This is a genomic window from Sporomusa malonica, assembly GCF_900176355.1.
Lineage (GTDB): Bacteria > Bacillota > Negativicutes > Sporomusales > Sporomusaceae > Sporomusa > Sporomusa malonica.
Map to the genome: position 1 here is coordinate 170,626 of NZ_FWXI01000002.1, position 14,138 is coordinate 184,763.

At 36.3% G+C, this 14,138-nt stretch carries 14 protein-coding genes; all 14 read left to right on the forward strand.

Going from position 1 to position 14,138, the window contains the following annotated elements:
* Window positions 1–21 precede the first annotated feature (21 nt).
* The 14 genes from B9A22_RS02765 to B9A22_RS02830 all read left to right on the forward strand — a co-directional run bounded on the left by B9A22_RS02765 (window position 22) and on the right by B9A22_RS02830 (window position 14,138).
* Complete coding sequence (locus B9A22_RS02765; RefSeq protein WP_084574076.1) at window positions 22–1,227, forward strand: hypothetical protein; 1,206 nt, start codon at window positions 22–24, stop codon at window positions 1,225–1,227.
* Window positions 1,224–2,201, forward strand: coding sequence for an NAD-dependent 4,6-dehydratase LegB (locus tag B9A22_RS02770; RefSeq protein ID WP_084574077.1), 978 nt, complete (start codon window positions 1,224–1,226; stop codon window positions 2,199–2,201). The genes B9A22_RS02765 and B9A22_RS02770 overlap by 4 nt, the downstream gene beginning before the upstream one ends.
* Window positions 2,202–2,212: 11 nt before the next feature.
* Entirely contained in the window at window positions 2,213–3,193 is a 981-nt protein-coding gene (locus B9A22_RS02775) for a Gfo/Idh/MocA family oxidoreductase (protein WP_084574078.1), read from the forward strand.
* Window positions 3,193–4,140 (forward strand): Gfo/Idh/MocA family protein, encoded by a 948-nt coding sequence (locus B9A22_RS02780; protein ID WP_217805862.1) that lies wholly within the window; start codon window positions 3,193–3,195, stop codon window positions 4,138–4,140. Before B9A22_RS02775 ends, B9A22_RS02780 begins: the two co-directional genes overlap by 1 nt.
* 16 nt (window positions 4,141–4,156) lie before the next feature.
* Window positions 4,157–4,819, forward strand: coding sequence for an LbetaH domain-containing protein (locus B9A22_RS02785; RefSeq protein WP_084574080.1), 663 nt, complete (start codon window positions 4,157–4,159; stop codon window positions 4,817–4,819).
* Entirely contained in the window at window positions 4,812–6,023 is a 1,212-nt protein-coding gene (locus tag B9A22_RS02790) for a LegC family aminotransferase (protein ID WP_217805863.1), read from the forward strand. Before B9A22_RS02785 ends, B9A22_RS02790 begins: the two co-directional genes overlap by 8 nt.
* Before the next feature lie 24 nt (window positions 6,024–6,047).
* Window positions 6,048–7,094, forward strand: coding sequence for a sugar phosphate nucleotidyltransferase (locus B9A22_RS02795; protein WP_084574082.1), 1,047 nt, complete (start codon window positions 6,048–6,050; stop codon window positions 7,092–7,094).
* The gene (locus tag B9A22_RS02800; RefSeq protein WP_084574083.1) at window positions 7,087–7,731 is read left to right on the forward strand and encodes an acetyltransferase; all 645 of its coding nucleotides are present in this window, start codon (window positions 7,087–7,089) and stop codon (window positions 7,729–7,731) included. The genes B9A22_RS02795 and B9A22_RS02800 overlap by 8 nt, the downstream gene beginning before the upstream one ends.
* Window positions 7,728–8,723 carry an N-acetylneuraminate synthase gene (gene neuB, locus B9A22_RS02805; protein WP_084574084.1) on the forward strand — a complete coding sequence of 332 codons (996 nt, stop codon included), beginning with the start codon at window positions 7,728–7,730 and terminating at the stop codon, window positions 8,721–8,723. Before B9A22_RS02800 ends, neuB begins: the two co-directional genes overlap by 4 nt.
* On the forward strand, window positions 8,720–9,889 hold the full coding sequence (neuC, locus tag B9A22_RS02810) for a UDP-N-acetylglucosamine 2-epimerase (RefSeq protein ID WP_084574085.1): 1,170 nt from the start codon (window positions 8,720–8,722) through the stop codon (window positions 9,887–9,889). Before neuB ends, neuC begins: the two co-directional genes overlap by 4 nt.
* Window position 9,890: 1 nt before the next feature.
* Window positions 9,891–10,865: a Gfo/Idh/MocA family protein gene (locus B9A22_RS02815; RefSeq protein ID WP_084574086.1), complete on the forward strand. Its 975-nt coding sequence runs from the start codon at window positions 9,891–9,893 to the stop codon at window positions 10,863–10,865.
* Entirely contained in the window at window positions 10,862–11,809 is a 948-nt protein-coding gene (locus tag B9A22_RS02820; RefSeq protein ID WP_084574087.1) for a Gfo/Idh/MocA family protein, read from the forward strand. Before B9A22_RS02815 ends, B9A22_RS02820 begins: the two co-directional genes overlap by 4 nt.
* 2 nt (window positions 11,810–11,811) lie before the next feature.
* A complete protein-coding gene (locus B9A22_RS02825; protein ID WP_084574088.1) occupies window positions 11,812–12,591 on the forward strand; it encodes an acylneuraminate cytidylyltransferase family protein in 780 nt (259 codons plus the stop codon).
* 170 nt (window positions 12,592–12,761) lie between these two features.
* Window positions 12,762–14,138: a nucleotide sugar dehydrogenase gene (locus B9A22_RS02830; protein WP_084574089.1), complete on the forward strand. Its 1,377-nt coding sequence runs from the start codon at window positions 12,762–12,764 to the stop codon at window positions 14,136–14,138.

Genomic DNA, 14,138 nt, shown 5'->3' on the forward strand with positions numbered 1-14,138 from the left:
AATCAAAGGAGTATTTCGGTAATGAAATATAGAAGACAATATAAGGATCCTATCGTTTATTGGCCTATAACTCAATTTTTAGACTATGCTTTCATGAATCGATGGGACTGCCCCATACCTTTGTTCACATTTGGATTGTATGTAATTGTTTTATTTTATACCTTATTGTTGAAACGGAGTAATAAAGCAACAATTAGGACACCAGGATTGATAGGTTTTATGGGCTTAGCATTATTAATTCCAACGCTATTCACATCGTTACTGCAAACAGAATATCTATTAATTCACTCAATAGATAGGTATATCAGTTTAATATTTATTTTTTATTTGATAATATACTATGGAAAAAGAATAAATGAAAAAATAGATACCATTACGGTAATGATGTTTAATTATGTACTTATTGCTTTTGTATTTTATATATATAAAATTAGTGAAAACAATTATATAGTAGATCTTATGACATTAAGAGATGGTCTTAGTTTGTTCGGGACTAACTCTTTTATTGCATATATTTTTTGTTTTTGCTTGTTACTAAAAACTATGGGCAAAATAAAAGAATATTATTTTTTTCTAATAGCAGGTTCGATAATGTCAGTCATATATGTTAGTAGAGGCGGCTTTGCCATTGCCATTTTACTTATTGCGACAGAATTATTATACAATAAAGGTGGGATAAAGAAATTTCTTTTTATCCTAATAGCTGCATTTGTTGCTGGTAGTATTTTGCTCAATAACCCAATGGTATTAAATAGATTATCGAGTACCTTCGAAGAGATTCAAGCTGGAACATTATATTCTGAGGATAATAGATCAATGATTTTTGCGTTTTCTTATGATTATTTGCAACAACCCCAAAATATAGATGTGCTGTTTTATGGACTGGGACTTGACCAGTTCAGATATATTAATCCATGGAATTATTCAGATCCTCACAATACTTTGGTAGATGCAATCTTTACTGCTGGTTTTCTATTTTTTCTTAGCATATTCTTCATGATGTTAAATATTACAAGGAGATCAAGATATAAATTTACGTATTTTACGTTTTTTACGTACGTCGTTTTTGAAGGAGTGGGAGTAGTTAGCCTGAAGGGGGAGTTATCTTCGGGATATCTGCTATTTCTAGTTTCACTAACATATTTCTATTTAAGCTCACCTTACGCACAGAGTGGTAATGTTCGATTAGTTAATACAGATATATCAAAAAAAGGGGATATATTATGAAGGTATTAGTAACAGGTGCTGACGGTTTTATCGGCAGTCATTTAACAGAAACCTTGTTAGAGCAAGGATATAATGTAAAAGCATTTGTCTATTATAATTCATTTAATTCGTGGGGATGGCTTGATACCTTACCGAAGGATAAGTTGTCTCAGATTGATGTGTTCGCAGGTGACATTCGTGATCCGAATGGCGTACGTGAAGCGATGAAAGGTGCTGACGTTATTTTCCATCTTGCCGCTCTTATAGCTATCCCCTTCAGCTATCACTCGCCTGATTCTTATGTGGATACTAATATCAAGGGAACTCTGAACGTGCTTCAGGCAGCACGTGACTTAAATACAAGCCGGGTTTTAGTAACTTCTACATCAGAAGTTTATGGCACTGCACAGTATGTACCTATTGATGAGCAACATCCATTCCAAGGGCAATCTCCGTACTCTGCCACGAAAATAGGAGCAGACCGTCTAGCGGAGAGCTTTTATCGAAGTTTTGGACTGCCAGTAACGATCGTAAGACCTTTCAACACATACGGTCCAAGACAGTCGGCAAGAGCAGTAATTCCAACGATTATTACGCAATTATTGTGTGGTCAGGAAGAATTAAAACTTGGAGCTCTAACTCCGACAAGAGATTTTAACTATGTTAAGGATACTGCATTGGGATTTATCTCTATGTTGAAATCTGACAAAACAGTCGGAGAAGAAATCAATATTGCTACTCAACATGAAATATCAATCGGTGATTTAGCAAACGAGCTCATTCGTCAAATTAATCCTAATGCTAGAATTAAATGTGAGGAACAGCGATTACGGCCTGAAAAGAGCGAGGTCAATCGGCTTCTGGGATCTAACGAGAAAATCAAGCAATTAACTGACTGGTCGCCTAAGTATACTTTCAGTGAAGGTATTGCTGAAACGATTGATTTTTTGAAAAAGAATATGGATAAATACAAACCGGAAATATACAATTTATAGGAGTCAAAATTATGAATTATTATAATGTTGCCATAATTGGAGTGGGAGGCTTGGGTGCTAGGCATTTACAAGCATTACAAAACATCTCGGTGCCAATTTCAATTCAGGCAGTTGACGTTTCAGAAGAATCTCTTGATAATGCAAAAAAAGTTTGCGGTGAAATTACAAACGAAAACATAGTTAGTATCGAATATTTACAGGATATAAGTTATCTAAACAGACAGTTGGACGTCGTTATTATAGCTACTTCTTCAAATACCAGAAAAGCGGTTATTGAGTATTTATTGGAGAATAGAACTGTAAAGTATCTGATATTGGAAAAAGTGTTATTTCAAAAAATGGATGATTATGAGTATATCGAGAATTTATTAAAAGAGAAAAATGTGAAGACTTGGGTAAACTGTCCTCGTAGAATGTATAAGAGTTACGACGACCTAAGAAATGCACTTGCCAAACAAGGAAAGCTATCTTTTTTAATTCAAGGCGCAAATTGGGGCCTTGGCTGCAACCTAATTCATATGCTGGATATGATTGATTATATAACTAATTCACAGCAAGATATTGTATGTAATGGTGATTTGCTTGACGCTGAAGTTTTGGAAAGCAAGCGCAAAGGATATATTGAGTTTTCCGGTACAGTAAGTGGTAGTATTGGAGGGAGCACTTTTGTCATAACCTCTGCTTCCGCAGGTGACTTTCCCGTGACTATCCATGTGATTGGTCAAGATATAATTTGTATCATAAGGGAATATGAAAGAAAAATATTTATAGCAACAAAGGAAAGCAATTGGAAATTTGTTGAAAAGCCATTTGAAATGCAATATCAAAGTCAACTTAGCAATATATTGGTTGAAGACTTAATAAAGACTAGCAGTTGTTCGCTGCCAACCTATGAAATATCAAAAAAACTCCATGTTAATATTCTTGATATGTTTTTAAAACATTTGAATAAGAACGGAATAGAGAGGATAGAGATATGTCCAATAACATAATGTCTGAGGAAATTTGGCTGATTGGTGCTGGTCAGATGGCTTCTGACTATGCGAAAGTTCTAAAAGAATTATCATATGACTTTACTGTAATTGGAAGAAGTGAAAAATCTGCAAAAGAATTTGAGTATAAGACTGGTGTATCTGTCGTACAAGGTGGGTTAGAAAATGCAATTTCTAGCGCTTCCTACGTCCCAAAATATGCGATAGTAGCTGTAAATGTTGAACACCTTGCTCATATTACTACCTTATTAATTAAATACGGTGTGAAGAATATTCTTGTTGAAAAGCCTGCAGGACTTGAGTATCAGGAAATTAAGAATTTGTGTGAATTTGCTGTAAAAAATAATATAAGCGTCTTTATTGCATATAATCGTCATTTCTATGCTTCAGTAATAAGGGCAAAAGAAATAATAGAAGATGACGGCGGCGTAGTTTCATTCAACTTTGAGTTTACCGAGTGGTCACATATCATTGAAAAGTTTCAAAAACCAAGAGAAGTGTTTGAAAACTGGTTTTTAACAAACTCGACTCATGTTGTCGATTTGGCGTTTTATTTGGGAGGATATCCCACTAAAATTAGTTGTTATACATCTGGTTCTACAGATTGGTATGAAAGGGCAAGCGTATTTTGCGGCGCAGGTGTAACCGATATTGGTGCGTTGTTCTCCTATCAAGCAAACTGGAAGGGACCAGGGCGTTGGGGAGTTGAATTTATTACTCCCAAGCATCGTTTAATTTTAAGACCAATGGAGAAACTGCAAATCCAGCATATTGGTTCTGTCATTACTGAATTTGTCGATATTGACGACGAGATGGAAAAGGAATTTAAACCAGGTCTGTATTTACAGATAAGGGATTTTATTGAGAATAGAATTGACAGTAGATTTGTTAGTATACAACAGCATTGTAAGAATATCAAGATATATCAAAGCATTGAAAACATATGAGATAAGGAACGAGATAATGATATTAGAATTAAGCAAGACGGAAATATCACAGCTGATTCATGGGCAGCTAAGCAATATATTAGGAATGTCCAGCGAAATTAGTAATTATCTGGATATCACTCTCGAACGAACTCATAAGTGTTTTGAAAAAACAAAAAACAAGTATTATAGAAATCCGGATGGGGAAGTGTACTTCAATCCATATCATTCAGGACAATATTCAATCTTTTTGTATTATCTTGCCAACACAATATTCAGGAATGGTGGAGATAGTACCCTCGCTTCGAAAATATACTATCTGAATAAAATTCTAAACTCAGTGGATTGGTATTATGAAATTGAATTGCCAGAAGTCTTTGGTGTGGAACACCCCTTAGGAGCTGTATTAGGTAGGGCAAAATACAGCAATGGCTTTTTTGTCTATCAAGGGTGTACTGTTGGCGGCAACAAAGGGAAATATCCAATTATGGGAAAAAATGTTATCCTGTATGCTAACTCCACAGTAATTGGTGAATCTACAATTGGTACTAATGTGGCTATTTCAACAGGAACAATTGTAAAGGATGAAAATATACCAGATTTTTGTCTGGTTTTTGGTCAGACGCCAAATTTGGTCATCAAGAAAAAAGAACCTGAATATATGGAAGCTATATTTTCAAAGCTGTGGGTAAATGTCTGACGCGTATATCTTTTCAAAGGAGAAGGAGATAAGGATGAAAAAATGTATACCTTTGTCTGTTCCGAACCTAAAAGGCAACGAATTAGAATATGTTACTAAGGCGGTTGAAGACGAATGGGTATCATCTGGTGGTCCATACATAACAGCATTTGAAAAGGGAATAACGGAGTATGTGGGAGCTCAGGGTGCAGTCGCTTGTCAGAGTGGTACCGCAGGTCTTCATCTGGCTATGATTGTTAGCGGTATAGGTGCCGGCGATGAGGTTATTGTACCAGCGCTCACTTTCATAGCGACTGTTAATCCTGTGAAATATACTGGTGCAGAGCCCATCTTTATGGACTGTGATGACTCACTTTGCATGGATATGAGTAAAGTCGAACAGTTCTGTGCTGAAGGGTGTAAATTCAATGGTGAGAAGCTCATTAACAATAGAACAGAGAAACAAGTTAAAGCGATTGTGGTAGTTCATTTGTTTGGCAATATTGCAGACATGGACAAGTTAATGGAAATTGCAGATAAATACAATTTAATCGTAATTGAGGATAGTACTGAAGCTTTAGGTAGCTATGTCACGAAGGGCAAATATACTGGCAAGTTCGCTGGAACCATTGGAAAAATAGGCGTGTATTCATTCAATGGAAATAAAATTTTAACCACCGGCGGTGGCGGTATGATTGTCTCAGATGATGAGGCAATACTGAGAAGGGCAAGGCATCTTTCGACACAGGCAAAAAGCGACGAGCTTTATTATATCCACGACGAAATTGGCTATAACTACAGAATGACCAACCTTCAGGCAGCCCTGGGTTTGGCGCAGTTGGAACAGCTTGAAAATTTCATTAAAACAAAAAAAGAGAATTATTATTTATATAAAGAAAGAATTAGTAAGATCCCAGGCTTATCAATTCTAAATTTCAAGGATGAGAATAGAACCAACTTTTGGTTCTATTCTCTGAAATGCGAAGAAGAGTATGTGTTAAATAGAGATGAGATTATACAATACTTATCCTCAAAGGGTATTCAGTCAAGACCTATATGGGGATTGATTAGTGAACAAAAGGGTTATTTAAATAACCAGGCATATAAGATTGAAAAAGCAAAGTATTATCTTAAACACATTGTGAATATCCCATGCAGCTCTAACCTGACCAAAGAAGATGTATTGTATGTTGTCGAGTGTTTAACGAATCCAGAATTAAAATAATTTTGGACAGACTGGAAGGATTGTATGGACATTAAAGACATTTTGATTGACTTAGAAAACACGATGATAGAAGCGATGGCTGCTCTTGACAGAACATCAAAAAAGGTATTGTTTGTTGAACAAAATGGAATACTTGCTGCGGCAATAACAGACGGTGATATCAGAAGATGGATATTGAAGAAGGGCAATCTTGACGCCAAGGTCAAAGATATTGCAAATTTCAATCCTAAGTTTTTATATGAAAAAGATAAAGCTATTGCAAAAGAATATATGCTAAAGGCAGTAGTGGAGGCATTACCTATAGTTGATGAAAATAAGAGAATACTTAATGTGGTTCTTTTGAATAACGATGGTATAGAGCCCAAAAAAGAGTTAAATATTCCAGTAATTATTATGGCGGGTGGGTTTGGTACAAGACTTCATCCTTATACAAAGATCCTTCCTAAACCGTTAATTCCTATAGGTGAGATTCCGATTGCAGAGCATATTATTAATAGGTTTCATCATTATAGTTGCAAGGACTTCTTCTTGATCGTGAATCACAAGAAAAATATGATAAAAGCCTATTTTACTGAGATATCAAGGGATTATGAAATTACTTTTATCGATGAGGACAAGCCCCTTGGAACCGGTGGCGGACTGAGCCTTTTAAAGGGACGTATTAATACAACTTTCATACTTTCCAACTGTGATATTATTATTGAGGAAGACTATGAAAAAATGTATCAGTACCACAAAAAAGAAAACAATTTGATTACTATGATTTGCTCTTTAAAGAATATCAAAATACCTTACGGTGTGATTGAAATAGGACAAAACGGTGCGATTGAGAGTATGAAAGAAAAACCGGAGTTGTCATTCTTTACTAATACCGGTTGCTACATCGTAGAACCTCGGGTAATTGAGGAGTTGGAAGAAGATAAAGCCATTGGCTTTCCTACGATCATTGAAAGATATAAGAATGCCGGTGAAAAAATCGGCGTTTACCCTATCAGCGAGAATACATGGATGGATATGGGGCAGCTTGACGAATTGGAAGAAATGCGAAAAAGGCTGAACTGTGATGAATAAAAAACTGCTATTAATTGGTGGTGGTGGGCATTGTAAGTCTGTGTTGGATAGCCTTTTAAGTGCCAAGACCTTTAATGAAATAGGAATAGTTGACGTAAAAGGAAGTGTCGGTAAATCAGTTTTAGAAATTCCTATTATAGGCTGTGACGATGACCTTGAGAAGCTGTATCAGCATGGATATACCTATGCTTTTGTGTCGTTAGGTAGCGTTGGCAATCCTGTAATTCGCATAAAAATCTTCAATAAACTTGAAAGTATCGGATTTGGAATACCAAATGTTATTGATCCAACTGCAACAGTTAGTAAACGAGCATCTTTAACATCTGGCATATACATTGGAAAAAATGTGGTGGTCAATGTTGGTACATCCATCGGTAAAGGTGCTATTCTTAATACTTCTTCTACCATAGAGCATGAGTGCAGTATTGGAGAATTCGTACATATTTCGCCCGGCGCCGTTTTGTGCGGTGAAGTGCAAATCGGAGAGCATACGCATGTTGGTGCAAAAAGTGTAGTTAAGCAACAGGTAAAAATAGGTTCTAGAACGCTTATAGGAATGGGCAGTGTGGTATTGCATGATGTGGCGGCGAATACAGTCGCATACGGCAATCCGTGTAAGGAGGTAAGTACGCGATGAGCGTATATATCATTGCAGAAGCAGGTGTCAACCATAACGGTAATCTCGAATTAGCCAAGAAGATGGTTTACAAAGCTAAGGAAGCAGGCGCTGACTGCATAAAATTTCAAACATTTGTGTCCAAAAATGTCGTTTCAAAGAATGCTAATAAGGCAGACTATCAGAAACAACAGACAAAAGCAGATGAGAGCCAATTAGCGATGTTGCAAAAGCTTGAGTTGACATTTAATGATTTCGTTAAACTGAATAACTATTGCAAGGATCAAGGAATTCAATTCCTTTCCACACCTTTTGACTTTGATAGTATTGATTTTTTAGCAAGTCTTGATATGGGAATATGGAAAATTCCGTCTGGTGAAATAACGAATCTCCCATATTTGGTTAAGATAGCCAAAATGCACAAGCCTATTATTATGTCAACAGGGATGAGTACCATAAGCGAAATAGAAGATGCTATGAGCATATTACGAGAGAATGGTAGCGGTGAAATTACATTACTTCATTGCACCACTGAGTACCCTACACCATATACAGATGTAAACTTAAAAGCTATGGATACTTTAAAGGAAAAGTTTAATGTACCAATAGGATATTCGGATCATACAAAAGGCATAGAGATTCCCGTTGCTGCAGCTGCAATAGGGGCCACCGTCATTGAGAAACATTTTACTTTAGATCGAAATATGGAAGGTCCTGACCATAAGGCAAGTTTGGAACCCTGTGAGTTAAAAGCTATGGTGAATGCTATTCGGAATACTGAACTGGCGATAGGCATTGCTGAGAAAAAAGTAACCGAATCAGAAAAAAAAAATATAGCTATTGCAAGAAAGAGCATAGTAGCCAGTCGCGACATAAAAAGAGGGGAAGTTTTCACTCCAGATAACCTAACGGTGAAAAGGCCAGGAAATGGTATTAGTCCAATGCGATGGTTTGAAGTGCTAGGGAAAACTGCAAAGTGTGATTTTGAAGAGGACGAATTGATAGTGGTATGAGGAAGAAAATATGTATCTTAACAGCGACAAGAGCTGAATTTGGCCTTCTTAAACCTGTCATTGTTAAACTAACGGGGGTGCCCGAGTTTGATGTGCGTGTTGCAGTAACAGGAACACATCTATCCCCGGAGTTTGGCATGACTTACAAGGAAATTGAGAGAGAGGGGATCGCGATTGATGAAAAAATTGAGATTCTTTTAAGCGCAGATACCCCGACTGCGATCTCTAAATCAATGGGATTGGCAATGATGAGTTTTGCTGAATATTTTGCCCGACTAGATCCAGATATACTGTTGGTTTTGGGTGATAGATATGAAACTTTGGCCGTTTGTTGTGCAGCTATGAATCAAAGAATAGCAATTGCGCACATGCATGGCGGCGAGACAACAGAAGGGGCGATCGATGAGTGTGTTCGGCATGCCATAACAAAAATGAGCTATTTGCATTTCACCAGTACAAAGGAATACTGCAATAGAGTTATTCAGTTAGGTGAACAGCCAGATAGAGTGTTTTGTGTTGGCGCAACGGGAGTCGAAAATATCTATAAAGAGACATTGTTAACCAAGAAAGAATTGGAGAAGGATATTGGCTTTAAATTAGATAAGCCTTATGCGGTAGTAACCTTCCATCCGGTGACACTGGAAAAAAATAAATCTGCAGAGCAGTTTCAATCGCTACTGCAAGTTTGTGAACAACATAAGGAAATGAATTTTTTATTTACTAAAGCTAATGCCGATTTAAATGGACGTATTATCAATCAGATGCTTGATGAGCATATCAAGGAACATGATAATCTATTTGCATTTGCATCGATGGGTGTAGTGCGATACTTAAGTGCAATGAAATATTGTAAAGTGGTGATAGGCAATTCTTCAAGCGGAATTTTGGAAGCCCCAAGTTTGGGAGTACCAACAATTAATATAGGAGACCGCCAAAAAGGCAGAATACAGGCGGAAAGCATTATTAACTGCGAGCCGGTATCCGGCGAAATTGAGAAAGCTATGATTTTAGCACAAACCGATGAATTTAAAACTAGAGCCCGCAACTCTGTCAATCCATACGGTGATGGAAATACGTCAGAAAAAATCGTTGAAAAGTTAAAAGAGTTTTTATTGAACGATAAAATTGATTTGAAGAAGAAATTTTATAACTGCGAGGTGATATGATATGAGGGTTGCAGTTCTTGGCTTAGGCTCAATGGGAAACAGAAGAATCCGATTAATTAGCAAATATAGTGAAACAATACAAATAGTTGGAGTGGATATCAATGAAGAACGCAGAAGAAAATGCGAATTAGAATATGGAGTAGAAACTTTTTGTAGTTTAACGGATGCGGCGCACATTGATTGCGCCTTTGTTTGCACAGGACCTTTATCGCATAGTGAAATTATTATGCAATGTTTGAAACAGGGAATACATGTATTTAGTGAATTGAATTTAGTAGTTGATGGCTATGAAGATAATATTGCCCTAGCGAAGCAAAAGGAACTAGTTTTATTCATGTCTTCAACATTTTTATATAGGGATGAGATTAAGCAGATTAAGAATTCAATGCAACAAGCGAATTGTATGCTTAACTATACATATCATATCGGTCAGTATCTACCAGATTGGCATCCATGGGAAAGTTATAAAGATTTCTTTGTCGGCAATAAGCGTTCAAATGGATGTCGAGAAATATTTGCTATTGAACTTCCGTGGTTATCGGAGCTGTTTGGTGATATTGTCGAGGTTAATGTATTAAAGAGTAAAATGAGTAATTTAGATATAAATTATGATGATAACTACTTAGTACTCATCCAACATGCATCTGGATATAAAGGAACTTTAGCTGTTGATGTAGTATCACGAAAAGCGGTTAGAAATCTAGAGGTATTCGGAGAGCACCTTTATCTCCATTGGGATGGATCTCCAACCGGATTATATGTATATGATTTTGAAGCAAAGGTTGATGTTAATATCCAAGCATATGTAGAGATTGATCAACTTGATAATTATAGCGGGTTTATCGTCGAGAATGCCTATTTAAATGAAGTTATCTCTTTTTTTGACGCGATCACAGAAAAGAAAATGCCAGTCTATAGTTTTGAAAAGGATAAAGAAATTCTAAAAATTATAGATAGAATTGAAGGCTTGACATGAATAAAGTATATAAAATTGGGGTGATTGGGCTTGGTTCAATTGGCATCAGGCATATACAAAACATTGCGTCTGTTTTAAAAGAACGAGGCAGCCTGAATACAATTGATTTGATCAGAAGCGGAACAGGCAAGGAACCAGGAAAAGAAGTCATTCAACATGTCAGCCAAATATTTAATTCTTGCGATCCAGTTCCAGACGACTATGATGTAATTTTCGTTACAAATCCTACGCATTTACATTTTGAAACAATACAAAAATTCGTTTCGAAGACTAAGCATATGTTTATTGAAAAACCGGTATTTAACACAACAGAGGTCTCTTTAAATGCATTACATCTAAAAGATAGTAGTATATATTATGTGGCTTGCCCTTTAAGATATACCCATGTAATTCAATATCTTAAACATCTATGCGATTTAAAGAAAATTTATTGCGCTAGAGTTATTTGTTCCAGTTATTTGCCGAATTGGAGACCAGACCAAGATTACCGGAATACCTACAGCGCTCATAAAAAGCAAGGTGGCGGAGCTTCTATTGACTTGATACATGAATGGGATTATCTGTGTTACTTATTTGGCCCCCCAGATAAGGTGCTGAACATAAGGGGGACTTTTTCCAATTTGGAAATCGACAGTGATGACTTATCTATATATATCGCAAAGTACGCTGATATGGCTATAGAAGTTCACTTAGATTATTTTGGACGTAAAACAATAAGAGAAATTCAGATATTTACAGAAGAGGATACCATTATTGGGGATATTGCAAACAGTGAAATACGATATTTGATGAGTGGTGAAGTTATTTCCTTTAACGAACAAAGAAATGATTTCCAGCGTAATGAAATAGCACATTTCTTTGATATAGTGGAAGGAGTAGCTGTTAATGATAATGATATACCAACTGCTTTTAGAACTCTTCATATAGCGAGGGAGGGAAAGTGAAAGTGAAGATATTATTTACTATTTGCGGTAGAAGTGGTTCTAAGGGGATTAAGAATAAAAACTTGAAAGATTTTTTAGGTTACCCATTACCATTTTATACGATATCCGCAATTGATTTGTATAAAAAGCGAAATCCGGATGTTTATTGTGATACAGTGCTAAATACTGACAGCGCAGACCTTATTCAAATGTTTAAAGAGCGTCTGAATTTTGAGGTTGATATCATTGAAAGAGATCCATTGCTTGGACTAGATAATACCCCGAAAGTAGCGGTTATACTAAACTGCTTGGATGTAATGAAACAGCGTAAGACTATTAATTACGATATGGTTATTGATTTGGATATAACCTCACCATTGAGGACTATAGTAGATATTAGCAATCTTATCCAAAAGAAGATGAAATCTAATGCTGATGTAATTTTTTCTGTAACTGATTCAAGACGAAATCCATATTTCAATATGGTCAAGAAAACTGGAAATGGCTATAAACGTGTTATTGATTCAGTATTTAATTCAAGGCAGGAAGCACCCGAGATATTTGATATGAATGCTTCGTTGTATGCATATTCCCCAGCGTTTCTTGAGAGCGGCAAGGGAATATTTGAAGGAATATGCGATGTGATAACGATGTTAGACACCGCGGTTTTGGACTTGGATAATGAGAATGATTTTGAACTGATGCAAGTTATAGCAGGATATTTGTTTGAAAAGTATCCTGTATTTTGGGAAGTGAGAGATAATATTATTAAATTTAGTAATGTTATAAAAACTACGCCCTAATCAATATTTTATTAATGTGCTTGGAAAGCAGTATAAGAATGGTAAGAGTGATGGCACCGAAGAATTATTTAACTTTAGATGATTCCGATTATAAGATATTGCTACTTGTTGTAAGTAGGTATTTAGAATATATAATCTAATTTATTAATTATAATTGAAGGGGCGGAATTATGAGCTTATATGAGAAGATAGTAAATAGAGATGAGAAAATTTCAATAATTGGCTTAGGTTATGTCGGCATGCCTATAGCAGTTAGCTTTGCCAAGAAGGCTGACGTTATTGGGTATGACGTCAGTACAGCTAAGATTGAGTTGTATAAATCAGGCATTGATCCAACTAAAGAAGTTGGAAACGAAGTTATTAAAAATACAACTTTAGAATTCACATCAGATGAAACAAAGCTTAGAGAAGCAAAGTTCCATATTGTAGCAGTGCCAACTCCTGTAAATGCGGACCACACCCCAGACCTTAATCCTGTGAAATCTGCAAGCTGTATATTAGGTAGAAATCTTACCAAAGGTTCTATCGTAGTTTATGAATCTACAGTTTATCCTGGAGTTACGGAGGACATATGTGTTCCCATCCTAGAGAAAGAGTCAGGTTTGAAGTGTGGGGTGGACTTTAGCGTTGGTTACTCCCCAGAACGTGTAAATCCTGGTGACAAAATACATAGGCTGGAGACAATTGTGAAAATTGTTTCTGGAATTAATGAATATAGCCTAGACACTGCAGCTAAGGTTTACGAGTTAGTAGTAGAAGCCGGCGTATATAGGGCTGAAAGCATAAAAGTTGCAGAGGCAGCTAAAGTTATTGAAAATTCTCAGCGTGATATAAATATTGCTTTCATGAACGAACTCTCCATCATCTTTAACAAGCTGGGCATTGATACTAAGGCTGTACTTGAAGCAGCAGGAACAAAATGGAACTTCTTAAAATTCTACCCTGGTTTAGTTGGCGGTCACTGTATTGGTGTTGACCCATACTATCTCACATATAAGGCCGAAGAAATGGGTTACCACTCGCAAATTATCCTTTCGGGAAGACGAATTAATGATGAGATGGGAAAATATGTTGCTGAAAATACAGTCAAAAAGATGATTCAAGCCAACAAACAAATAAAGGGAGCTAAGGTGGCTATACTCGGCATCACGTTTAAAGAAAACTGCCCCGATAGTAGAAATACCAAAGTTGTAGATATCATTCAAGAGTTAAAGGAGTACGGTGTTCAGGTGCAAGTAGTAGACCCTGTTGCTAATATAGAAGAAGTAAAGGAAGAATATGGTATTGATTTATATAGACTAGAAGATACCAAAGATGTCGATGCAGTTGTTGTAACTGTAGCCCACAATGAATTTACGGCATTACAGCTAGAAGATCTAAAGGCGTTATATAAAGTTGGTAATTTATCTGACATTGATGCTTTACAAGAGGTAACTGCAACTCTTGATGAGGATTGTGATAGCACCAAGCTGGTTTTAATTGATGTAAAGGGTATTTATGATCATACGAAAGCAGAGGATATGAACTATTTATACTGGAGGCTGTAA

Bases quoted from the DNA above. Each gene is read 5' to 3' on its own strand.
- neuC (WP_084574085.1), top strand. From the start codon at position 8,720: ATGAGGAAGAAAATATGTATCTTAACAGCGACAAGAGCTGAATTTGGC.
- B9A22_RS02775 (WP_084574078.1), top strand. From the start codon at position 2,213: ATGAATTATTATAATGTTGCCATAATTGGAGTGGGAGGCTTGGGTGCT.
- B9A22_RS02795 (WP_084574082.1), top strand. From the start codon at position 6,048: ATGGACATTAAAGACATTTTGATTGACTTAGAAAACACGATGATAGAA.
- B9A22_RS02800 (WP_084574083.1), top strand. From the start codon at position 7,087: ATGAATAAAAAACTGCTATTAATTGGTGGTGGTGGGCATTGTAAGTCT.
- B9A22_RS02765 (WP_084574076.1), top strand. From the start codon at position 22: ATGAAATATAGAAGACAATATAAGGATCCTATCGTTTATTGGCCTATA.
- B9A22_RS02815 (WP_084574086.1), top strand. From the start codon at position 9,891: ATGAGGGTTGCAGTTCTTGGCTTAGGCTCAATGGGAAACAGAAGAATC.
- B9A22_RS02770 (WP_084574077.1), top strand. From the start codon at position 1,224: ATGAAGGTATTAGTAACAGGTGCTGACGGTTTTATCGGCAGTCATTTA.
- B9A22_RS02780 (WP_217805862.1), top strand. From the start codon at position 3,193: ATGTCTGAGGAAATTTGGCTGATTGGTGCTGGTCAGATGGCTTCTGAC.
- B9A22_RS02790 (WP_217805863.1), top strand. From the start codon at position 4,812: ATGTCTGACGCGTATATCTTTTCAAAGGAGAAGGAGATAAGGATGAAA.
- B9A22_RS02830 (WP_084574089.1), top strand. From the start codon at position 12,762: ATGAGCTTATATGAGAAGATAGTAAATAGAGATGAGAAAATTTCAATA.
- B9A22_RS02820 (WP_084574087.1), top strand. From the start codon at position 10,862: ATGAATAAAGTATATAAAATTGGGGTGATTGGGCTTGGTTCAATTGGC.
- B9A22_RS02785 (WP_084574080.1), top strand. From the start codon at position 4,157: ATGATATTAGAATTAAGCAAGACGGAAATATCACAGCTGATTCATGGG.
- neuB (WP_084574084.1), top strand. From the start codon at position 7,728: ATGAGCGTATATATCATTGCAGAAGCAGGTGTCAACCATAACGGTAAT.